Origin of the sequence: Gelria sp. Kuro-4, from assembly GCF_019668485.1 — a bacterium.
Lineage (GTDB): Bacteria > Bacillota > DTU030 > DUMP01 > DUMP01 > DUMP01.
Map to the genome: position 1 here is coordinate 1,531,728 of NZ_AP024619.1, position 21,542 is coordinate 1,553,269.

23 protein-coding genes are annotated in these 21,542 nt (G+C 65.1%); 21 read left to right on the forward strand and 2 right to left on the reverse strand.

The genetic code is table 11. From position 1 onward, the window contains the following. Positions 1-16 precede the first annotated feature (16 nt). The 14 genes from rsmB (at position 17) to K5554_RS07715 (ending at position 11,858) form a co-directional block, all read left to right on the forward strand. Positions 17-1,372, forward strand: coding sequence for a 16S rRNA (cytosine(967)-C(5))-methyltransferase RsmB (rsmB, locus tag K5554_RS07650; protein ID WP_221037920.1), 1,356 nt, complete (start codon positions 17-19; stop codon positions 1,370-1,372). A gap of 6 nt (positions 1,373-1,378) precedes the next feature. Further along, positions 1,379-2,434: a 23S rRNA (adenine(2503)-C(2))-methyltransferase RlmN gene (rlmN, locus tag K5554_RS07655; RefSeq protein ID WP_221037921.1), complete on the forward strand. Its 1,056-nt coding sequence runs from the start codon at positions 1,379-1,381 to the stop codon at positions 2,432-2,434. After that, on the forward strand, positions 2,431-3,147 hold the full coding sequence (locus K5554_RS07660) for an FhaA domain-containing protein (protein ID WP_221037922.1): 717 nt from the start codon (positions 2,431-2,433) through the stop codon (positions 3,145-3,147). Before rlmN ends, K5554_RS07660 begins: the two co-directional genes overlap by 4 nt. 6 nt (positions 3,148-3,153) lie before the next feature. After that, positions 3,154-3,318 carry a hypothetical protein gene (locus tag K5554_RS07665; RefSeq protein WP_221037923.1) on the forward strand — a complete coding sequence of 55 codons (165 nt, stop codon included), beginning with the start codon at positions 3,154-3,156 and terminating at the stop codon, positions 3,316-3,318. Between the two features lie 5 nt (positions 3,319-3,323). Next, positions 3,324-4,064 carry a Stp1/IreP family PP2C-type Ser/Thr phosphatase gene (locus K5554_RS07670; protein ID WP_221037924.1) on the forward strand — a complete coding sequence of 247 codons (741 nt, stop codon included), beginning with the start codon at positions 3,324-3,326 and terminating at the stop codon, positions 4,062-4,064. Further along, a complete protein-coding gene (locus K5554_RS07675; protein ID WP_221037925.1) occupies positions 4,061-5,326 on the forward strand; it encodes an FtsW/RodA/SpoVE family cell cycle protein in 1,266 nt (421 codons plus the stop codon). The genes K5554_RS07670 and K5554_RS07675 overlap by 4 nt, the downstream gene beginning before the upstream one ends. Next, the gene (locus K5554_RS07680; protein ID WP_221037926.1) at positions 5,323-6,702 is read left to right on the forward strand and encodes a penicillin-binding protein 2; all 1,380 of its coding nucleotides are present in this window, start codon (positions 5,323-5,325) and stop codon (positions 6,700-6,702) included. The genes K5554_RS07675 and K5554_RS07680 overlap by 4 nt, the downstream gene beginning before the upstream one ends. Continuing rightward, the gene (locus K5554_RS07685) at positions 6,703-8,559 is read left to right on the forward strand and encodes a PASTA domain-containing protein (RefSeq protein WP_221037927.1); all 1,857 of its coding nucleotides are present in this window, start codon (positions 6,703-6,705) and stop codon (positions 8,557-8,559) included. Further along, positions 8,543-9,436, forward strand: coding sequence for a ribosome small subunit-dependent GTPase A (gene rsgA / locus K5554_RS07690; RefSeq protein WP_221037928.1), 894 nt, complete (start codon positions 8,543-8,545; stop codon positions 9,434-9,436). The genes K5554_RS07685 and rsgA overlap by 17 nt, the downstream gene beginning before the upstream one ends. Beyond that, positions 9,430-10,101 (forward strand): ribulose-phosphate 3-epimerase, encoded by a 672-nt coding sequence (gene rpe, locus K5554_RS07695; protein ID WP_221037929.1) that lies wholly within the window; start codon positions 9,430-9,432, stop codon positions 10,099-10,101. Before rsgA ends, rpe begins: the two co-directional genes overlap by 7 nt. Beyond that, the gene (locus tag K5554_RS07700) at positions 10,098-10,736 is read left to right on the forward strand and encodes a thiamine diphosphokinase (RefSeq protein WP_221037930.1); all 639 of its coding nucleotides are present in this window, start codon (positions 10,098-10,100) and stop codon (positions 10,734-10,736) included. Before rpe ends, K5554_RS07700 begins: the two co-directional genes overlap by 4 nt. A 123-nt stretch (positions 10,737-10,859) precedes the next feature. Continuing rightward, a complete protein-coding gene (locus K5554_RS07705; protein ID WP_221037931.1) occupies positions 10,860-11,021 on the forward strand; it encodes a hypothetical protein in 162 nt (53 codons plus the stop codon). Between the two features lie 146 nt (positions 11,022-11,167). Next, positions 11,168-11,338 (forward strand): hypothetical protein, encoded by a 171-nt coding sequence (locus K5554_RS07710; protein WP_221037932.1) that lies wholly within the window; start codon positions 11,168-11,170, stop codon positions 11,336-11,338. Positions 11,339-11,432: 94 nt separating this feature from the next. After that, a complete protein-coding gene (locus K5554_RS07715) occupies positions 11,433-11,858 on the forward strand; it encodes a thioesterase family protein (protein ID WP_221037933.1) in 426 nt (141 codons plus the stop codon). Between the two features lie 17 nt (positions 11,859-11,875). Here K5554_RS07715 and rpmB read toward each other — a convergent pair whose 3' ends face one another. Then, positions 11,876-12,067: a 50S ribosomal protein L28 gene (rpmB, locus tag K5554_RS07720; RefSeq protein ID WP_221037934.1), complete on the reverse strand. Its 192-nt coding sequence runs from the start codon at positions 12,065-12,067 to the stop codon at positions 11,876-11,878. A gap of 176 nt (positions 12,068-12,243) precedes the next feature. Here rpmB and K5554_RS07725 point away from each other — a divergent pair, with 176 nt between their 5' ends. The 3 genes from K5554_RS07725 to K5554_RS07735 all read left to right on the forward strand — a co-directional run bounded on the left by K5554_RS07725 (position 12,244) and on the right by K5554_RS07735 (position 15,619). Then, on the forward strand, positions 12,244-13,455 hold the full coding sequence (locus tag K5554_RS07725) for a dicarboxylate/amino acid:cation symporter (RefSeq protein WP_221037935.1): 1,212 nt from the start codon (positions 12,244-12,246) through the stop codon (positions 13,453-13,455). A gap of 152 nt (positions 13,456-13,607) precedes the next feature. Then, the gene (locus tag K5554_RS07730) at positions 13,608-13,988 is read left to right on the forward strand and encodes an Asp23/Gls24 family envelope stress response protein (protein ID WP_221037936.1); all 381 of its coding nucleotides are present in this window, start codon (positions 13,608-13,610) and stop codon (positions 13,986-13,988) included. After that, positions 13,985-15,619, forward strand: a complete 1,635-nt coding sequence (locus K5554_RS07735; RefSeq protein WP_221037937.1) for a DAK2 domain-containing protein — start codon at positions 13,985-13,987, stop codon at positions 15,617-15,619. Before K5554_RS07730 ends, K5554_RS07735 begins: the two co-directional genes overlap by 4 nt. Before the next feature lie 13 nt (positions 15,620-15,632). Here K5554_RS07735 and gpr read toward each other — a convergent pair whose 3' ends face one another. Then, positions 15,633-16,607, reverse strand: a complete 975-nt coding sequence (gene gpr / locus K5554_RS07740) for a GPR endopeptidase (protein ID WP_221037938.1) — start codon at positions 16,605-16,607, stop codon at positions 15,633-15,635. Between the two features lie 191 nt (positions 16,608-16,798). Between gpr and K5554_RS07745 the strand changes: the two genes are divergently transcribed. The 4 genes from K5554_RS07745 to K5554_RS07760 all read left to right on the forward strand — a co-directional run bounded on the left by K5554_RS07745 (position 16,799) and on the right by K5554_RS07760 (position 21,498). Continuing rightward, positions 16,799-18,319 carry a sigma-54-dependent Fis family transcriptional regulator gene (locus K5554_RS07745; protein ID WP_221037939.1) on the forward strand — a complete coding sequence of 507 codons (1,521 nt, stop codon included), beginning with the start codon at positions 16,799-16,801 and terminating at the stop codon, positions 18,317-18,319. A gap of 231 nt (positions 18,320-18,550) precedes the next feature. Then, positions 18,551-19,696: an acyl-CoA dehydrogenase family protein gene (locus tag K5554_RS07750; RefSeq protein WP_221037940.1), complete on the forward strand. Its 1,146-nt coding sequence runs from the start codon at positions 18,551-18,553 to the stop codon at positions 19,694-19,696. 15 nt (positions 19,697-19,711) lie between these two features. Beyond that, entirely contained in the window at positions 19,712-20,500 is a 789-nt protein-coding gene (locus K5554_RS07755; protein ID WP_221037941.1) for an electron transfer flavoprotein subunit beta/FixA family protein, read from the forward strand. A 14-nt stretch (positions 20,501-20,514) separates the two neighbouring features. After that, the gene (locus K5554_RS07760; protein ID WP_221037942.1) at positions 20,515-21,498 is read left to right on the forward strand and encodes an electron transfer flavoprotein subunit alpha/FixB family protein; all 984 of its coding nucleotides are present in this window, start codon (positions 20,515-20,517) and stop codon (positions 21,496-21,498) included. The last annotated feature ends 44 nt before the right edge of the window (positions 21,499-21,542 follow it).

Sequence of the window (21,542 nt, forward strand, 5' to 3'; positions counted from 1 at the left end):
AAAGAAGGGAAGCGGCGTGGCAAAAGCGAGGTCGGCCCGGGCTGTGGCCTTGGAGGTGCTGCGGCGCGTGGAGGAGGGCGGGGCTTATGCCAACCTGCTGCTGCCGCGGGCCCTCGCTTCGAGCGGCCTGGAGGCGCGGGACCGCGCGCTGGCCACCGAATTAGTCTATGGGACGGTACGCACCCAGGGCACCCTGGACTGGGCTTTAAGCCGGTGGAGCAGTATTCCGCTGGACAAACTGGACCCGCCTGTGCTTGCGGTGCTCCGGCTGGGGGCCTACCAGCTCCTTTTCACGCGCGTCCCTGCCCGGGCGGCGTGTTACACGGCGGTGGAACAGGCCAAAGAGGTGGGCCACGCCGGCAGTGCCGGGTTCGTCAACGCCGTGCTACGGCGGTTGGCCCGTGAGCGGGACCGGCTGAGCTACCCTGACCTGAACAAAGAGCCGGTGCGGCACATCGCCTTGAAGTACTTTCACCCGGAGTGGCTGGTCGCCCGCTGGTTGGAGCGGCTCGGGGTGGAAGAGACCATCCGCCTCTGCCGGGCGAACAACGAGGTACCACCCCTGACGCTGAGGACGAACACTGTCCGCATCAGCCGCAGCGAACTGGTGGGCTACTTTGAAGAGCGAGGTTTTGCCGTGGGCCACTTCTTGTACGCGCCCGAAGCCCTGCACCTGAAAGAAGCAGGTGCGGTGGAGCGCCTGCCGGGCTTCAGCGAGGGGCTCTTCACGGTGCAGGATGAAAGCTCGATGCTGGCGGCCCACGCGCTGGCTCCCCGGGCGGGAGAACGGGTGCTGGATGCCTGCGCCGGCCCCGGCGGCAAGACCACGCACCTGGCCGAACTCATGGGCAATGCGGGGGAGGTTACGGCTCTCGACGTGCACCCGCACAAGGTTGAACTCGTTCAGGCCGCCGCCGCCCGCCTGGGTCTTAGTATTATCCAGGCCGAGATGGGCGATGCCCGCCGGCTTCCTGAGGCCTACCAGGGTCGCTTCGACCGGGTGCTGGTGGACGCGCCCTGCTCCGGGACCGGCGTGCTGCGGCGCCGCCCGGACCTGCGCTGGCATAAGTCGCCGGAGGAGATTGCCTCCCTGCCGCCGCTGCAGCTGGCCATCTTGACCGGGGCTGCCGCTGCGGTGGCCCCCGGCGGTGTCCTCGTTTACAGCACCTGCAGTATCGAGCCGGAAGAGAACCTGGCGGTGGTCAGGGCTTTTCTGGCGCAAAACGGCGCCTTTCGGCTGGAGGGCCTTGCGCCGCAGCTGGGGCGGCACCTGTCCGCCGAGACTTTGAACCAGGGTTATCTACAGCTTTATCCCCACCGGCACCGGGTGGACGGCTTTTTCCTGGCCCGCCTGCGCCGGCAAGGGAGGTGATGGTGAGTGGAAAAGACCGCTCTCAAAGGCCTAAGCCGGGAAGAGGCGGCCGCACTGCTCGGCTCCTGGGGTGAGCCGCGCTACCGCGCCGCCCAGCTCTACACCTGGCTGTACCGGCGGCTGGCCCGGTCGTACGCCGAGATGACCGACCTTCCCGCCGAACTGCGCGCGCGCCTGGCGGACAAGACGGAGTTGAACGCCGTTACCGTAACCCGCCGCGAGTTTTCCCAGGCCACCGGTACGGTGAAGCTCCTCTTTTCTTTGCGCGACGGCCAGGCGGTGGAGGGAGTGCTGATGCGCTACCGCAACTGGTTCAGCGCCTGCATCTCCTCCCAGGCGGGGTGCCGCATGGGCTGCCGCTTCTGCGCCTCGACTCTGGGGGGCCTGGCCCGCAACCTGGAGGCGGCGGAGATGGTGGACGAGGTGGTGGCGCTGGCGCGGGAGGCGCGCGCCCAGGGCGGCCGGGTGCGCAGCGTGGTGCTCATGGGCACCGGCGAACCCTTGGACAACTACGAGGCCGTGCTGCACTTCATCCACCTCATCGCCCAGCCGGAGGGCCTGGGGATCGGCTACCGCCACATTTCACTCTCGACCTGTGGGTTGGTGCCGGGGATCCGCCGCTTGGCCCGCGAAGGGCTGCCCTTAACCCTTTCCGTTTCCCTGCACGCCCCCACAGATGAACTGCGCAGCCGGCTGATGCCGGTGAACCGGCGCTATGCCCTCCCCGAGCTCCTGGCGGCCTGCCGCGAGTACGCCGCCTTAACCGGGCGGCGGGTGACCTTTGAGTACGCCCTCATCGCCGGAGTAAACGATTCCGCACGGCAGGCCCGCGCGCTGGCCCAACTCGTGGGGGGGCTTTCGGCCCACGTCAACCTTATACCGCTCAACCCGGTGGCCGAACGGGGGCTGGCGCGCCCGGACCGGCGGCGCATCACGGCGTTTGCTGCGATCCTGCGGGCCCGGGGAGTACCGACCACGGTGCGGCGTGAACTGGGCACCGACATCTCCGCGGCCTGCGGGCAGCTCCGGCACCGCGTCCTCGGCGAGGAGGGGAGAGCGTGAAAGCGCTGCGGCTGCTGGACGGCTTACGCGAGAGGTGGCGCCGCCGCATGGCGGTGCGGCGCCGGGAGCGGCTACCGGAGGTGCTGCGCCTCAACCTGGTGGCTGCGCTGGAGGAGAGCAGAGGCGGAGGTAAGGTGCGGGCCAACCATTATGAATTAAGTCTCCCGGCGGCCGATTACGCCAGCGCTGCTTTCTGGCCGGACCTGGCCGACCGCCTGGCCCGGGAGCTGGCGGAAGAGGCCGGGCGGCGCGGTTACCCGCTGGCCGGGCCCGTGACGGTGGAGATTGTGAAGGGAGAGGGGCTTGCGATCGGCATTGTGGCAACGAAGCGGCCTGGGCCGCCCCCGGAGCCGGCCGAAAAAAAGGAGCTGGAGGCGACGCTCACCTTTCGCCCGGCGCACAGGGTGCAAGGCCTCCGGCCCCGGAAGGCGGGCACGCTGGTGGTGCTCGCGGGACCGGACCGGGGTTCTACCTTCACCCTGTGGGGCGATATAATATACGTAGGGCGGCGCGCTACAAATCACGTCGTCCTGCATGACCCCGGCATCTCCCGCGTTCACTTGGAGCTCGTGCGGACGGCCGACGGGTGGCGGATAAAAGACCGGGGCAGCCTTAACGGGACCTGGGTCAACGGCGAGTGCGTTACGGAGACTTTGCTCGAGCCGGGCGATCAGATTACTCTGGGTTCAACCTGCCTTGAGTACCGGGAGTGATGGTGCATGTCCGTCATGAGCATCCTGCGACTGGCAGTACACCTTCTTTTCCTTGCTTTTTTCTACCGCTTTCTTTACAGTATAGTCAAAGCCATCGAACGGGACCTCGCGGCGGCCGGTACGGAGAAGAACCCCAGGGGTGGCCGCCGTGAGGGCCCGGCAGGAGAGTGAGGAGATTGCTGAAGACCTGGGCGCAAACCGATGTGGGGCGCGTGCGTGCCAACAATGAAGACGCGTTCTGGGAAGGCGGTGGCAGGGACTGGTACCTGGCCTTGGTGGCCGACGGCATGGGCGGTCACCAGGCGGGCGAGGTGGCCAGCCGGGTGGCGGCGGAGGTTATCGGCCGGACGGTGGAAAGCGCCGACCCCGCCGGTAAAGACGGGCCCGCCTGCCGAGCGCTGCTTCTCAAGGCCGTCGCCCGGGCAAATGATGAGGTGTACCGGCTCGCCCAAAAAGAGCCCGGTCTGGCCGGCATGGGCACCACTGTGACGGCTGCCCTGATCCACGGGCGGGAGATGGAACTGGCGCACGTGGGTGACAGTCGTGCTTACCGCCTGCGGGGGGAGCGGCTGGAACTACTCACGGAGGACCATTCCCTGGTCCAGGAGCTGGTCAACCAGGGCTCCCTTGCTCCCGGCGAGGCGCGCTTTCACCCCCAGCGGCACATTCTGACCCGGGCCCTGGGGACGGGGCCGGTGCTCAAGGTGGATACGCGCCACGAAGAGCTGCGGCCGGGCGACGTACTGCTTTTATGCACGGACGGCCTTTCGGGGACGCTGAGCGATGCGGAACTTCTGGAGACGCTCAGAAACACGCCGCGGGCGCAAGCGGGCGCCGAGCTCATCCGGCTGGCGAACAGCCGCGGCGGGAGGGACAACGTTACCGTGGTCATCGTTGAAGTGGGTGCAGCCGTATGAAGACGACGGGTGCGCGGCGCACCGAAGGAGCGCTGCTTTCCTCCGCCTTTGTCCTGGGCGGGCTGGCCTTTGCTGCGGTCTGGGCCGCTTCCCGGCCGCTGGAGCCGCTGGCCTGGCTGTACCCGCTGACCGTGTCGGTGGCGTTCTGGCTGGTGCACCTGGCGCTCGTCAAGCTGGACCTTACAGCCGACGAGTTGCTGCTGCCGCTCCTGGCGGTGCCGCTGCTTCTCTCGGTGGCCACTTTGTACCGCCTGGACCGTTGGAGCGCCTTCTGGCAGGTGGTGTGGGCGATACTGGGTCTGGGGCTGGCTCTGGCCGTGCCGGCGTTTCTTCCGGGTGTGGCGGGCCTCAAGCGGTGGTGGCCGGCCTTTCTTGTTCTGGGACTTGTTCTTTTGGCGGCAACGCTGCTTTTCGGTGTGGAGGTTTACGGGGCGCGCAGCTGGCTGGTGCTGGGGCCGGTGCGCTTCCAGCCTTCCGAGCCGGCCAAGGTGCTTTTCAGCCTTGCCCTGGCCGGCTACCTGGCAGGGCGCAAAGAGCTCCTTATGGTGCGCGGCTGGCGTCTCGGGCCCCTTACCCTGCCCCACCCGGCCTACTTCGGCCCCCTGCTTCTGGTGGTGCTCCTCGCCCTGGTGCTCATGGTGGGCCAGCGGGATTTGGGGACGGCGCTTCTTATGTTCGGCCTCTTTGCCTGTGAGCTTTATGTGGCGGCACCGCGGCTGGATTACCTGCTCTTGGGCGCGGCGGCCCTCCTCGGCGGAGGCGCCATCGGTTACCGGCTGTTTGGACACGTCCGGGCCCGCATTGATGTCTGGCTGAACCCGTGGGCGCAAGCGAGCGGCCCCGGGTACCAGTTGGTGCAGTCGCTCCTGGCCATCAGCGCGGGCGGCCTCCTGGGTGCCGGCCTGGGCCAGGGGCAGCCGCTGCTCATTCCGGCCGTCACCACTGATCTCACCTTTGCCGCCTGGGCCGAGGAGACGGGGTTGGCCGGGTCGTTGGCGCTCCTGGCCGTGTACCTGCTCCTTACCGAGCGGGGCTTTCGCGCCGCACTCAGCAGCCGCGACAGCTTCTCGACCCTGGCCGGGGTGGGGATTTCCGGCCTTTTTGCCCTGCAGTCCCTGGTGATTTTAGGCGGCGCGTTACGCCTGATCCCCCTCACCGGGGTCACCCTGCCGCTTTTCAATTACGGGGGCAGCTCGCTGGTGAGCACGCTTGGCGGGTTCGGCCTTTTGCTGCTTATTTCAGCGGAGGGGCGGACGCCATGAAACGCAACATCAACTACCTGTTCCGGGCCCTGGTGGCGGCCTTCGCGGTGGTCACCCTGGTGCTCACCAACCTTACGGTCCTGCAGCGGGAAGAGCTGATGTCGGCTGCGGCCAACAGCCGTCGGCTGGCTGGGTGGGATAACCAGAGCCGGCGGGGAGGAATTTACGACCGCAGTGGCGAAGTTTTAGCCCAAACTGAATCTGCCGGCGGCCCGCGTCGCTACCGGGACAGCTGGGCCTTTGGACCGGTGCTCGGTTACCTTAACCCGCGGCTGGGCGCGAGCGGGGTGGAGGCGCGGTACGCGGCGGTGCTGACGGGCCGCCCGGCGGTGTGGTCGGCCCTGGGGCTGAGCTTCCCGCTGACCGGACGGGGCGAAGACTTGATCCTCACCGTGGATAGAGGTGTTCAGGAGGAGGCCATGCGCCTCCTGGCCGGGAAAAAGGGCGCTGCCGTGGTACTGGATCCACGCTCGGGCGCTGTGCTGGCACTGGCGAGCCGGCCGGCTTTCGACCCGGCGAGCGTGGCCCAGGAATGGGAAAAGATAAGCAAAGACGAGGATGCACCGCTGCTCAACCGGGCGACGCAGGGCCTCTACCCGCCGGGGTCTACGCTCAAGCTCCTTACCCTGGCCACGGTGCTCAGCCGGCAGCCGGCTGCCGGCGAGCAGCGCTACAATTGCCCCGGGAAGCTGGTTCTGCCCGGGTATACCGTGCATTGCCCGCGCGCCCACGGCGACGTGGATTTGGCTCAGGCGCTGGCGGTTTCGTGTAACGTCACCTTTGCCAAGCTGGGCCTGGCGGCGGGCAATCCAGCGCTGGCGGAAGAGGCGGAAAAAGCGGGTTTCAACAAGGCGGTGCCCTTTGACCTGCCGACGGCGGTAAGTTCTTTTCCCCGGGGCAGGCCGGGCGCGGGAGAGACGGCCCAGCGCGCCATCGGCCAGGGCGAGGTACTGGCAACGCCGCTTACCATGGCACTCCTTACGGCCGGCATCGCCAACGGCGGGAGCATCATGCGCCCGTATCTGGTTCAGGAACGGCGGCTGGGCGCTTTGGTGGTGGATGACACCGTCCCGCAAAAGCTCAGTACGTTCGTTACCCCGGACACGGCGGCTGCCATCACCCGCATGATGGTGGGGGTGACACAGCACGGGACCGGGCGCTCCGCGGCGCTGCCCGGGGTGGCGGTGGCCGGCAAGACTGGAACGGCGGAAAACCCCCACGGCGCGCCCCACGCCTGGTTTGTGGGCTTTGCGCCGGCGGAGGCGCCGCGGGTGGTGGTGGCGGTGATTGTGGAAAACGGCGGCAGCGGCGGGGGCGCGGCGGCGCCCATCGCGCGCCGGCTGCTGCAGACGGCCCTCGAGGTGGTGAGACAGTAAATGAGCGACGTTTTGGCGCACCGGTACGAGATGCTCGAGACGATCGGCGCGGGCGGCATGGCGGTAGTCATGAAAGCCCACGACACGCTACTCGACCGGCTGGTGGCCATTAAGCTGCTGCGGGACCAATATGCCGCCAATCAGGAGTTCCTGGACCGCTTCAAGCGCGAGGCGCGGGCGGCAGCGCGCTTGTCCCATCCGAACATCGTCTTGATTTACGACGTGGGGCAAGAGGGAGACAAACAGTTCATCGTGATGGAGTACGTCCAGGGACAGAACCTAAAGGACTACCTGCGCCGCCAGGGGCCGCTCCCGCCCCGGACGGTGGCGGAAATCGGGCGGCAGATCGCCGGGGCGTTGGCACATGCCCACCAGCGTGGCATTATCCACCGCGATATCAAGCCACACAACATTTTAATGACCCCGGAGGGCCAGGTGAAGGTGACGGATTTCGGCATCGCCCGCGCAGCCGCCGCCTCCAGCCTTACCGAAACCGGTGTGGTCTTGGGTTCTGTTCACTACTTTTCCCCGGAACAGGCCCGGGGGGCAGCGGTGGACAGCCGCTCGGACATTTACGCCCTGGGTGTGGTACTCTACGAACTCCTTACGGGCCGGCTTCCCTTTGAGGGCGATTCCCCCATTGCCATTGCCTTGCGGCACCTGGATTCCGACGCGCCGCGCCCCGGCGAGGTGCGCCCGGACGTGCCGCCGGAGCTCGAGCGCATTGTTATGAAGGCCATGGCGCGGGACCCGGCGGAACGGTTCCAAACGGCCGGCGAGCTCAAGCTGGCCCTGGAGACCTTTTTAGGCACGGCGCTCCCGGTGGACGAGCCGACCCGCGTCCTGCGGTCGCCGGCGACTGCCCTGCCGGCCGAGCGGGAGGTGGCCGTGCCGAAACGGCGCGGCGGTCTTCTCTGGGCGGTGGCGGTGCTGCTCTTTTTGGCCGTCTTGGGAGGAGGAATGCTGGCTTTCCGCTCCTACTTCCTGGTGCCGGTGGTTAAGGTGCCGGACGTGGTGGGGAAAAGCGCGGCAGAGGCGCGGCGATTGATCGAGGAGAAGGGCCTGGTGTACAAGATCCTGCGCTCCGAGTACAGCGACAAGGCGCCGGACACGGTGCTGGCCCAGGATCCGGAGGCGGGCACACCGCGCAAGAGCGGCGTGGGTGAAACCGTGAGCGTGGTGCTGAGCCGGGGACCGGAAAAGGCGGAGGTGCCGGACGTGCGCGGGCAAACGCGCGCCGCCGCCGAGGCGGCCCTCACCGAGCGGAAACTGGTGTTGGGCACAGTGCGGGAGGAGTACGACGCGGTGACGCCCGCCGGACTGGTGGTGAGCCAGGAACCCGCACCCAAGGCCCAGGTGGGGCCGGGAAGTCGGGTCTCCATCGTGGTATCGCTGGGTCCGCCGCCCATGAACCGCATCTTGCCGGACTTTGAAGGCCAGGACCTGGATAAGGTAATAAAGGCGCTGCAAAGCCTTCATTTGAAGGAGGGCCAAATTACCCAGGAGCCCAGCAACATCTTCAGCGCCGGCAAGGTGATCCGGACGGACCCGCCGGCGCAGGCAGAGGTGGCCGAAGGCAGCAGCGTGGACCTGGTGGTGAGCCAGGGCCCGCCGCCGGAGCCCCAGCCGCAAAAGACCACCTATAACCTCAAGTTTACGGTGCCGGATGGGCCGCCGCTCCAGCTGGTGGAGGTGTGGGTGGTGGAAGGTCAAGACAGCCGGCGAAAATATCGGCAGCGCCTGGCCCCGGGCACAACGGTGGAGCTGGCCCTGGATGTGAACACCCCGGGCACAGTGCGGGTGATCATTGACGGCCGTGTCTGGAAGGAGTATCCGGTGGGTGGCGGTGGACAGTAAACGCGGCATCGTTGTGCGAGCGGTGGGCGGTTTCTTCTTCGTCGCCTGTCAGGACACGACGTACCGCTGTGTTATCAAAGGAACCCTCAAGAAAAGGCAAGAGGTGCTCGTGGGCGACCGGGTGGTGCTGAGGCCCACGGCACCGGGAGAAGGGCTGGTTGTTGCCCTTGAACCGCGAACGCTGCGCCTGGTACGCCCGCCGGTGGCCAATGTGGACAAAGCACTGGTGGTTTTTGCAGCGCGAACCCCCGCCCCCAGCTTCTCTTTACTGGACCGCATTTTGGTCCAGGTGGAGGCGGCAGGAATCAGGCCCGCCATGTGCCTCAACAAAGTGGATCTGGCTGCAGGCCCGGACGAGGTGGAACAGCTTCTTTGGCCCTACCGCCTGGCGGGTTACGCCACCTACGCGGTGAGCAGCAGAACCGGCCTTAACATTGACACGGTGGCCCGGGAGCTGGCCGGCGCGGTTACGGTGCTGGCCGGGCAGTCGGGGGTGGGTAAGTCCAGCCTCATCAATGCCGTGGCGCCCGGTCTGAAGCTTACCACCGGGCAGGTGAGCGAACGCACCGCGCGCGGCCGGCACACCACGCGGCGGGTGGAGCTTTTGCCGCTGCCTCAAGGCGGCTGGGTGGCGGACACGCCCGGATTCAGCTCCTTGGAACTCCCTGCCGTAGAAGTGGACGAGCTGGTGTACCTGTTCCCCGAGCTGGGGGCCTATGCCCCCGCCTGTCGTTTCCCCGGTTGTCGGCACGAGGAGGAGCCCGACTGCGCCGTGCGAGCGGCCGCGGCAGTCGGCAAGGTTGCCCCCAGCCGCCTGGCCTCCTACCGGGAGATGGCACAGGAACTGAGGGAACGAAGGAGGAAAAACAGATGGTAAAGATTGCGCCCTCGCTCTTGGCGGCGGACTTCGCCGCCCTGGGTGCGGAGGCGGCACGAGCGGAGGCGGCGGGGGCCGACCTGCTGCACCTGGACATCATGGACGGCCACTTTGTTCCCAACATCTCCTTCGGGCCCCAGGCGGTCCGGGCGATCCGGCAGCATACCCGCCTGCCCCTGGACGTTCACCTGATGATCACCAGGCCGGATGAATACCTGGCGGAGTTTGCGGCGGCGGGCGCCGACATCATCTCCGTGCATGCGGAAACCTGCCTGCACCTCAGCCGGACGCTCCAAAGAATCCGGGAACTCGGTAAGGTGCCGGCGGTGGCGCTGAACCCGGCGACGCCGCTCACGGTTCTGGAGTATGTGCTGGACCTGACGGGTCTCATTCTTCTTATGACGGTGAATCCCGGCTTCGGCGGGCAACAGTTCCTCCCGGCGGTGCTGCCTAAAATCGCGGCGCTGGCCACTTTGCTCAAAGAACGCAGCCGGGCGATCCCCATTGAAGTGGACGGCGGCATCAATGCCGCCACCGCCCGGCCGGCGGTGCAGGCGGGGGCCGGGGTGCTGGTGGCCGGTTCGGCTGTGTTCGGGCAGGCGGACCTCCAGGCGGCGGTGGCCGGCTTAAGAAGGGCCGCCGCCGGGGAGGGCGCCGGCCGATGAGGGCTACGGTGGTGGCGTTCGGCGGCAGGGTGGATGAGCGCGTCCGTCCCTACCTGGAGGCAGCCGACATGATAGTTGCGGCCGATGGCGGGGCGGCGGCTCTGCTGGCGCTGGGGATGGTCCCCCAGGTGGCCGTGGGCGATTTCGACTCGCTGGCGCAGGAAGCGCGCGAGCGTCTCATAAGCCTGGGTTGCCCGCTGGTGCGGGTACGCCCGGAAAAGGATGAGACCGATACCGAGCTGGCCGTACGCTGCGCGCTGGAGCAGGGCGCCAGTTCCATAACCCTCCTGGGGGGTATCGGGTCCCGCCTGGACCACACCTGGGCTAACCTGGTGCTTCTGGCCCGGCTGGCGCAGCGGGGAATTGAGGCCCAGGCCGTTACTCCTCCCCTTACAGTGCACGCCACCGGCAGCCGGTTGACCATCTGTGGGCGGCCGGGTGACACCGTTTCCGTGTTCCCCGTTTTCGGCAGCGCCGTGGGGGTTACCGAGGAGGGTTTTAAGTACGCCTTGAACGACCGTACCCTGAAGGACTCCGACATTCTAGGCGTAAGTAACGAACTCAGCAGCCGCGAGGGAAGGATCACGGTAAGAAGCGGCGTGCTCCTGGTTTTTCATTACCGGCAGGAGGAGTGAAGGCAAAAAGCCCGGGCGAACCGGGCTTTTTCTTTTGGCGCGCCGAGGAGCCAAATCCAGGAGGCGGGAATATAATGTAACAAATCCAGGGGGGTGCTAGTACCAAAGGGGGGTGGTAAGGAGGTGAGACGGCGCACGCGTTTCCGGATCAAGATCGTGGGAGGAATACTAGCGGCGGGCGGGGCCATCATCTTCGCCCTGGCCATCCCCGGTTGGCTCTGGACAATGCTCTTGGGACTTACCTTGGCCGCGCTGGGAGGGTATCTCTTTGTCAGGTCTGGTTAAGGAGGGAGCAAAATGCGTATCCATGTGATCCGGGTGCCCAAGTTTCTCGGCAGCATCCTTATGGGCCTGCTCAGCGTGTTTCACCGCGGCGAATGAAGGTGTGCTAGGCCTCCTGGGGGGTGAGACGGGGAAGGGAGAGAAGGAAGGTGGGTGAAAGGCTCCTCTGCAAAACCAGCGGCTACCGGCTGGTCGACACAGCATACCGGCGCTTGATCCTTTATGAGGTGCTGCTGGCGGAGATCAACCAGATTTACCGTAAAATAGAGACTGACAATGTCAAAGAGGTTTACTACAAGCTCGAGGTTACCGGTCAGTGAAAGGTAACCTCCTTTTCCATTTTTAGGGATTGCTCTACCTGGTCAGAGGTGCTACAATATTAACATAAAATACTGTAACGGGGAGGGGCGAAGCATGGCTGTGCTGCAGCTTTCACCCGGAATAAGCGCCGTCGTGCAGAAACGGGTCACCGAGGCCGACACCGCCCTTCACTTCGGCAGTGGTGCGTTAAAGACCATGTTCGCCACGCCGGTCCTGGCGGCGCTGGTGATTGAGGCCGCGGTCAAGGCCGTCGACGCTGAGTTGCCTGAGGGTCTGGTAACGGTAGGAACAGGGCTTGAAATCCGGCACACCGCGCCCACGCCCCAAGGGCTAACGGTTACTGTCCAGGCTGTTCTGGAAAAAGTGCAGGATAACCGGCTTTTTTTCCGTTTCCGGGCCTACGATGAGATGGGAGAAATTGGGCACGGCACTCATCAACGGGCTGTTGTTAGCCTGAGCGGGATCCTGGCCCACGCTGCGGCCCGGCGCGAACGCCTGGAAGGGGAGAAGAAGAAATAAAAGCGCACTAGGCGCTTTTACAGTGCTCGCTTGACTTTTCCAGACCGGAGGCACCGGGTGCACACATTAACCCGCTGCGGGGTTCCATCCACCAGGATCTTCACCCGCTGAATGTTCGGCCGCCAGGGCCGTTTGGTGCGAATATGCGAGTGGCTCACCTGCAACCCCATCTGCCTTTGCTTACCGCAAACAAAACACACTTTGGCCACGTTTTCACCTCCGGAATTTGCTCGCGCTTAGGGGGCCAAGGCCCATAAAAGAATTCTAGCACAGGAAAACGAACTCCGCAAGGGGCGGGTTGGCTCCCGCAAGTCGAGAGGGGGGATGCCGGGGAGGAAAGACTGGTTCCGGAGGCCTTAAGCCGAGAAAGGGGAGGGGAAAGAACGTGAAACTGTGGGCCAAGATCCTGATCGGTTTTGTCCTGGGTGCGATCGTCGGGCTGCTGGTGGGGCCACCGGCTGCCGCCTTAAAACCGTTGGGAGATCTTTTTATTCGTCTTATTAAAATGCTGATCGTCCCCCTGGTGTTCTCCTCGCTGGTGATCGGAGCGTCCAGCATGGGCGATGTGCGTAAACTGGGGCGGGTGGGGGCCAAAACGCTGGCCTACTACTTGGTAACCACTGCCGTGGCGGTCACCATCGGTCTTATCCTGGCGACGCTACTGCATCCCGGGGCCGGCTTCCAGATTCCAACGGAAACCTACAAGGCCAAGCCCCTCCCGAGCCTGGTGGAGACGCTCCTTAACATTATTCCCACCAATCCCCTTGGCGCCATGGTCTCGGACAACATGCTGCAGATCATCGCCTTCGCTCTCTTTATGGGTGTCGCCATCGCTCTCATCGGCGACAAGGGTAAGCCGGTGCACGCCTTTTTTGACAGCCTGGCCGAAGTGATGTACAAGATCACCGGGATCGTCATGGAGTTTGCCCCCATCGGCGTCTTTGCCCTTATGGCCTGGGTCACGGCCACCAACGGCCCGGACGTGCTCGTACCGCTGGCCAAGGTTATTTTTGTGGTTTACCTGGGCTGCTTCCTGCACGCGGCCGTTGTCTACTCCTCGGCCGTTTCCATCTTTGCGCGGATGAATCCGCTCAGGTACTTCCGCGGTTTCTTCGACGCCTCGCTGGTGGCCTTCAGTACCTGCTCGAGCTCGGCCACGCTGCCGGTTTCGCTGCGCTGCGCCCAGGAGAACCTGGGGGTGCCCAAAGACATCGCCAGCTTTGCCCTGCCGCTCGGCGCCACCATCAACATGGACGGCACGTCCATCTACCAAGGCGTGTGTGCGCTCTTCATCGCCGAGGTTTACGGCATTCCGCTCGGTATGCCACAATACCTGACCATTATTCTCACCGCCACCCTGGCGTCCATCGGCACGGCGGGCGTACCGGGCGCCGGCATGATTATGCTCACCATGGTGCTGCAGGCGGTGGGTCTCCCGCTCGACGGCATTCTGCTCATCGCCGGCATCGACCGGGTGCTGGATATGGCCCGGACGTGTGTCAACGTCACCGGCGACGGCGCGGGTGCAGTGGTGGTGGCGGCCACGGAGGGCGAGCTCAAGACCCTGCCCGCCGGCACAACCCTGGCTGGGAAATAGACGACTGCGCCGGCTCGGCGGCTTGTCGGACCGGGTTGATTCTCCTGGCCCCCGCCCACTGGGTGGGGGCTTTTTATTTGCCACGGCGCTTGAGCTTGATGCCCGGACAAGTTATACTTGATAGGAGCACATTCTGGGAAGGGGGCGCGCAAATGCTCAGCGAAAATCGCAATGAGTTCGGCAGTATCGCCATCGGCGACGAAGTGATCGCCACCTTGGCCGGAGCGGCGGCGATGGAGTGCTACGGCCTGGTGGGCATGGCTTCGCGCCGGATCACCGATGGCTTTGTGGAGCTCCTGGGCCGGGATAACTGGAGCCGGGGCGTTGAGGTTAAGCTGGAAGAGGACCGTGTGTATGTCACGCTGCATATCATCGTCAGCTACGGGGTGCGCATCTCTGAGGTAGCGAAAAACGTAATGGAAAAGGTCAAGTATGCGGTCGAAAGCGTCACCGGCCTTAAGGTGGCGCGGGTGGACGTTTATGTACAGGGCGTGCAACTCAGCCAGGCGCGACCAGGGGGGCAAAAGCGGTGACAGTGGGCGCGATTACAGGGCGCCACCTGCGGGCCATGCTCCAGGGGGCGGCGGCCCTCCTGGAGAAAAACAAGGAGCAGGTAAACGCCCTGAATGTCTTTCCGGTGCCGGACGGCGACACCGGTACCAATATGTTCCTTACGCTGACGGCGGCGGTGCGGGAGGCCTTGCAGGGGGCGGAGGATGTGCCCAGCGTGGCTGCGGCGGCCAGCACCGGCTCGCTCATGGGCGCCAGAGGCAATTCCGGGGTGATCCTATCCCAGCTCTTCCGCGGGGCCGCGCAGGGCCTGGCCCAGCACCCGACAGCCGGTCCTAAGGAGGTGGCGCAGGCCCTGGTAGAGGCCACGCGCACGGCCTACCGGGCGGTATTGAAACCGGTGGAGGGGACCATCCTCACGGTGGCCCGGCTGGCGGCGCGGGAGGCGCTTCTGGCGGCGCGCAGCGGCAGCGATGTGGAGGGAGTGCTACGGGCCGCGGTTTCCGGGGCCAGGGAGGCGCTGGCCAAGACGCCGGCGCTGCTGCCGGTGCTGCGCGAGGCAGGCGTGGTGGACGCCGGGGGCCAGGGGCTGGTCTATATCCTGACCGGGGCGTTGGCTGCGCTGGAGGGCACCGGGGTGGGAGAAGCAGGTACTCCCGCGGTGGTGCCGGCGGCCCCGCCCCCGGCCAAGGAGGAGCCGGTTCCGGCCGTGCCCGCCGAGCTTGTTTACGGCTACTGCACCGAAGCCCTGTTGCGCGGTGAGCGGCTGGAGGTCGCCGGGCTGCGGCAGAGGCTGGCCGGCTACGGGGACAGCCTCCTGGTGGTGGGCGGGGCCGATACGGTAAAGGTGCACATCCACACGAACCACCCGGGACAGGTGCTGGAAGAACTTTTGGCCTGCGGTACACTCCACGACATAAAAATCGATAATATGCGCGACCAGCATCGCGAATCCGTGGCGGTGCCGCCGCCGGCGGCGCCCGCGCCCCAAGGAGAAAAAGAGCTGGGCGTGGTGGCGGTGGCCCAGGGGGAAGGTATCAAGGCTGCCTTCTCGGGCTTAGGGGCGGACGAGGTGCTGAGCGGCGGTCAAACCATGAACCCCAGCACCGAAGAGTTCCTCGCCGCCATCACCCGGATTCCGGCCCGGAGTATCCTCATTTTACCCAACAACAAGAACGTCATCTTGGCGGCGCGCCAGGCAGAGGAGCTGACGGAAAAGAAGGTCGCCGTGGTGCCCACGCGCAGCATACCGCAGGGGATTGCGGCCCTTTTGGCCTTCAACCCGGAGCTCGACCTGGCCGCCAACGCCGGCAACATGGAAAAAGCCGCGCAGAAGGTGAAAACGGGCGAGATCACCTACGCTGTGCTCTCCAGGCGGGTGAACGGCCGTACGATCGCCGCCGGCGACATTCTCGGCCTGGTGGACGATGAGCTCGTGGCCACCGGCCGCGAGGTGGAGCAGGTGGCCGAGGAAGTGCTGGAGAAGATGGTAGGCCCGGAAAGCGAGCTGATAACGGTGTTTGCCGGGCAGGGCGTAAGTTCCGCGGCGGCCGAGCGACTGGGGGCGCGTATCAAGGAGCGTTTCCCGCACTGCGAGCTGGAGGTACACCCGGGCGGTCAGCCGCTTTATTACTACATCCTTTCAGTGGAATAAAGAGCCGGCGGCCTCACTGGAGATAGCGTTCGCCCTCGGCGGCGGTGACGCGCGGGTGCAGGGCGGCGTTGAGACCGCTGGCCAGCACGCGCGCGGTGTCGGCGATTAGGGCGTCGATCTCTTTGGGCGTGATAAAAAGGTCTTCCCAGTGGTCGGGGAGAAGCTCCCGGACGAGCTTTTGCCGTTCGGCCGGTGTGAAGGCCTCGGCCAGTTTGGCCCCGCCGCCGTCGGCCCGGGAGAGGGTGCCCAGCATAAGGTCGAGCGCGTCACTGGCTAAGGTGGTGGCGTGGACCACCGTGGGTACCCCGACTGCGATTACCCGGGTACCGAGGGATTCCGCTGTCAGCCCGAGGCGCTTGTTGCCGACGCCGGAACCGGGGTGGATGCCGCTGTCGCTGAGCTGGACCGTGGTGCAGACCCGTTCCAGGCTGCGCGCAGCCAGGGCGTCGATGGCAACGACCAGATCGGGCCGGATGTGTTGCACCACGCCCTTGACGATTTCTTCAGTTTCGATGCCGGTAAGGCCTAACACCCCGGGGGCGAGGGCGGCCACGGACCGCAGCCCGCCTTTGAGCTCTTGGGGCGCGTATTCAAAGAGGTGCCGGGTGACCATAACGCTGTCCACCACCCGGGGCCCCAGGGCGTCCGGGGTGGCGTTCCAGTTTCCCAGGCCGATGACGAGGATGCCGGCCTTTTCCGGGAGGCCGGCCAGGGCGCCGAGCTCTGCGGTGAGCACCTCGGCCACCTCGCTCGCTACTACCCGGCTTCCCTGCCGGAGTTCGGGTGCTTCAATGGTGATGTAGGTGCCGGGGGGTTTACCGAGCCGGCGTGCTCCTGCCTCTGAGGTTACCTTTACCCTGGTGACGCGCGTGTGGGCCGTGGTGCGCCCACTGGTCTCGATGCCGGCCACCTCACGCCGGGCTTCCTTAAGCAGGGCTTCGCGCGCTTCCAGTGCCAGATCGGTTCGAATGAGGCCATGTGCGGTCATCCTGTTACCTCCTTGCTGGCCCGCGAAAGTTTAAATGGCGGCCGGGGAGGGCCGCCATTTGGGAGAGGAGAAACCGGAGGAAAGAGCTCATGGGGGAGAAGTAAAATTTTACTACCTAAATTGTGGCCGGTAAATGGTGGTTTTATACCTGAAATGTTAAGGTAATATATTCCAGCTGGGAGGTGATGCTGATGCGGCAGGCGCCGGCCGTCAAAGGGAAAAAACCGGCGGCGCGCGGCGATCCGGCGGGGGCCTTGGCGGCGGTGGGGGCCATTACGCTCAGCCAGGATGAGTTCCGCCTCCTGGTGGACTCACTTTCCGACGGAGTTATTCTCACCGATGCCGCCGGGATTATTCTCTTGGCCAACCGGAACTGGGAGCAGATCAGCGGCCTGGAACGACAGGAAGTGGAAGGGCGCAACGTCCGCATCCTGGTCCGTGAAGGTTACTACTCGCATTCGGTGGTGGCCCAGGCCCTGAGCGAAGGGCAGACGGCGGCGTCCCTGGTGCGTTTCCGCAACGGCACCGAGGCGCTGGCCACGGCCATACCCGTGCGAGCCGATGGCAAAATAAAGTTGGTCATCTGCAGCGTCCAGGACGTGGTGGAGCTGGAGGCCGGTTACACCGCCTGGGAAAACAGCCGCTACCTAAAGGAACGGTTGCCGGCGGAGTGGCAGGAGCGCGCACAGGAGATTCCCGAGCTCAAGAACCTGGCGGCGCACAGCGGGGCCATGCAGTCGCTGCTTCGTTCCCTGGTGCAGGTGGCCAAGGTGGATTCCACCGTCCTCCTTACCGGTGAGTCGGGAACCGGGAAAACTATGCTGGCGCGTCTTTTGCACTCCCTGAGTCCCCGCTCCGGGCGGGGCCGTTTTCTCGCCATCAACTGTGCCGCGGTGCCGGCGACGCTCCTGGAATCGGAGCTTTTCGGCTATGAGGGCGGCGCTTTTACCGGGGCACGCAAAGAGGGCAAAGTGGGGCTGGTGGAGGCGGCGCAGGGCGGGACGCTGCTCCTCGACGAAATCGCGGAGCTGCCGCTGGAGCTGCAACCGAAACTGCTCGAGGTGTTGCAGTCGAAAACCTTCGTGCGGGTAGGATCAACGCGGCCGCGGTACAGCGACGTGCGCTTTATTTGTGCCACCAACCGGAACCTGGAGGCCATGGTGGCCGCTGGTCGCTTCCGCGAGGACCTCTACTGGCGCATCAACGTGCTGCCGGTGTACGTGCCGGCGCTGCGGGAACGGCGCGAGGACATCCCCTTTTTGGCCCGTCACTTCCTGGACCGCTTGAATGAACGTTATCACCTGGAAAAACAGCTGGCGCCCGATACCCTGTCCTGCCTCCAGGCTTACGCCTGGCCCGGTAATGTGCGCGAGCTGGAGAACCTCTTGGAGCAGCTTACGGTACTCACCCCCGGCAACACCATTACCCGGGGTGACCTGCCGGCGCGGCTGAAACGGCTGGCCGGCTGCGGTGAGAACCGCTGGCACGGGCAACCGCTGAAAGAGGCGGTGGCGGAGTTTGAGCGCGAAATCATCGAAGAAGTGCTGCAGGCCAGCCCGAGCTTGGCCGCTGCGGCGGAAGCCTTGGGGATAGACGTCTCGACTTTGACGAGAAAACGACAACGTTACCGCCGGCAGCAGAGGCATTTGTGCAAGCTATGTGCAAATATGCACAACACGCCCGCCGAGAAAACGCGGCGACAGGGCCTGTAAGTCCTGAATCCGCCGACGACACGCCTGCAGAGCAGCCTGAACTATGCAAGAATGCACATGCAGTGGACTCCAGCGCAGACGGCTTTGTTACGTTGCCGACCTGTCAATTAAGGCGGGTCGGCGTTTTTATTTCGGGGCCGAAACGTGGCATAAGAGTTGCAATAAAAAAGGGCGGTCCGCCGCTTGCCGGCCGGGAGCGGCGGCCCAAAAAGCGCTTAGGAGGTTAGACGTATGGACTTCAAACTCAGTGAAGAGCTGGAAATGTGGCGCCGGACGGTGCGGGAGTTCACGGAGAAGGAAGTGGCGCCGCACGACGCTGAGATGGACCGGGCGAACGACCTCCCCTGGGACATCATCCAGAAGATGAGCGCCAACGGGTTCTTTGGTATCCCTTATCCGGAAGAATACGGGGGCGCCGGCATGGGTTCACTGGCGGCGGTGATCACCATTGAGGAACTGGCCCGCGGTTCGGCCAGCGTGGCCTTAACCCTGGATGCGCACTGGCTGGCTGTCGACCCCATCTTCCTTTTCGGCACCGAGGAGCAGAAAAAGAAGTACCTGCCTGACTTGGTCGGCGGGAAAAAACTGGCGGCCTTTGCCCTGACGGAGCCCGTGGCCGGTTCGGATGCCGCCGGGATCATCAGCACGGCCGTGCGGGATGGCGACTATTGGGTGCTGAATGGCACCAAGGCCTTTATCACCAACGGGGGTGCGGCCGAAATCTATGTTATAGCCGTCAAGACTGATAAGACCAAGGGTGCCCGCGGTATTTCCACGTTCATCGTGGAAAAGGGTACCCCCGGCTTCAGCATCGGCAAGAAAGAGGACAAGATGGGCTGCCGGGGTTCGGTGACGACGGAACTTGTCCTGGATAACTGCCGGGTGCCGGCGGCCAACCTGTTGGGTAAAGAGGGCGAAGGCTTCAAGGTAGCCATGACGACCCTGGACTTCGGCCGCATCTGTGTAGGTGCCATGGGTGTCGGCGGTGCCACAGCTGCCATGGAGGCGGCCGGACGCTACGCTAACCAGCGCCAGGCCTTTGGCGGCCCGCTGAGCAAGCTGCAGGCCATCCAGTTCAAGATGGCGGATATGGCCACGGGGATTGAGGCGGCACGCCTCCTGGCTTACCGGGCGGCCTGGCTGCGCGATCAGGGCCAGCGCTACTCCAAGGAAGCGGCCATGGCGAAGGTCTTCGGGGCCGAGGTCGCCATGGCGGCCTGCAAAGAAGGGATTCAGATTTTCGGCGGTTACGGGTACACCCGCGACTGCCCGGTGGAACGTTACCTGCGCGATGCGAAGCTGCTCGAGATCGGCGAGGGTACTTCGGAAGTTATGCGCATGATCATCGGCGGCGCTACCCTGAAAGAACTAGCGTAACGAGAGGTGGCTCAGTTGCATATCGTTGTGTGCATCAAACAGGTCCCGGCTACGCTGGACGTGCGGGTGGACCCTGTTACCCACAACCTGATCCGGGAAGGCACCGAGAGCGTCATCAACAGCTTCGACGAAAACGCCCTGGAAGAAGCCCTGCGGCTCAAGGAGCAACTGGGCGGCAAGGTGAGCGTGATCAGCATGGGGCCGCCCCAGGTGAAGGAGGCCCTGCGCAAGGCACTGGCCATGGGTGCGGACGAGGCCTTCCTCCTCTGCGACCGGGCGCTGGGTGGTGCCGATACCCTGGCCACCGCCTATACGCTGGCCCAGGGGATCAGGCGGCTGGCTCCTTTTGATCTCGTCCTTTGCGGCCGGCATGCCGTCGATGCCGATACCGGGCAGGTGGGCCCAGAACTGGCCGAGCGCCTGAACCTGCCTCAGGCGACCCTGGTTAAGAAGCTGGAGTGCGACGGTAAGACCGTCGTTGCCTGGCGGGAGTGTGAAGAGGGTACCGCCGTCTGGGAGGTGCCGCTTCCGGCGGTGGTGACGGTGGACAAGGAAATAAACACCCCGCGGTATCCCAGCCCGCTCGGCATCATGCGGGCGGCGAAAAAGCCGCTGGCGGTGTGGACGGCCAAAGACCTGGCTGTGGAGGAGGACCAGATCGGCCTTAAAGGTTCGCCCACCCGCGTGCTCCGGCTGTTTTCGCCCCAGCGAACCTCCCATGTGGAAATACTGCCCGGCAAGCCGGAAGAGGCGGCAGCCACGCTGGTGGCCAAGCTTCGGGAGCTCAAAGTGTTGCAGGCATAGGGAGGTTTGTGAGGATGCAGGAGATTTGGGTTGTTGCAGAAACCAACCAGGGGCGTTTGGCGCCGGTGACCTTGGAGCTGGTGGGTAAGGCGCGGGCGTTGGCAGAGGCTGCGGGCGCTGCGGTGACGGTGGTCCTGGCCGGCCACCCGGTCGCAGGACTGGCCGCCGAGCTGATAGCTTCCGGCGCTGACACCGTTCTTGTGGCCGATCACGCGGAGCTCGCTTCCTACCGGACCCTGCCTTACGCTGAGGTGCTGGCCGGCCTTATCCGGGCCCGCCGGCCGTCCATTGTGCTCTTTGGGGCCACCAGCCAGGGGCGTGACCTGGCACCCCGGCTGGCAGCCCGCCTGCGGACAGGGCTTACCGCCGACTGCCTGGACCTAAGCCTGGACAAGGACGGCCTCCTGGTGCAGACGAAGCCGTCTTACGGCGACAACGTAATGGTGGACATCGTGATCCCCGAGCACCGCCCGCAGATGGCTACGGTACGGCCGCACGTTTTTCCACAGCCGGAGAAGAATGCGGCGCGCCGGGGCCGTATCGAGGAGGTCGGCGTTTCCCTGGACAGCGCGGCTTTGTGTACCCGGGTGCGGGAAGTGCTGGCCGAAGTACAGCCTGCTTCTAAACTGGAAGAAGCCGAGGTGGTGGTGGCCGGCGGGCGCGGCATGGGTTCCAAAGAAAACTTCGCCCTCCTTTATCAGCTGGCCCGGGCCCTGGGCGGGGTCGTCGGCGCAACGCGGCCGCCGGTGGACGAAGGTTGGATCGATGCCGCCTACCAGATCGGTCAGAGCGGCAAGACCATCGCGCCCAAGCTGTACATTGCCTGCGGTATCTCGGGCGCGGTCCAGCACACGGTGGGCATGGAGAAGGCCAAATTGGTGGTGGCCATCAACAAAGACGCCGGTGCCCCCATCTTCAATTTTGCCACCTACGGCATCGTCGGCGATGTGCGCGAGGTTATCCCGGCCCTCTTGGCGCAGCTGAACGCCAGGAAGTAAGAGCGGCGCCGGCGGGGAAGAATAGCACTGCACTCTAAACGCCA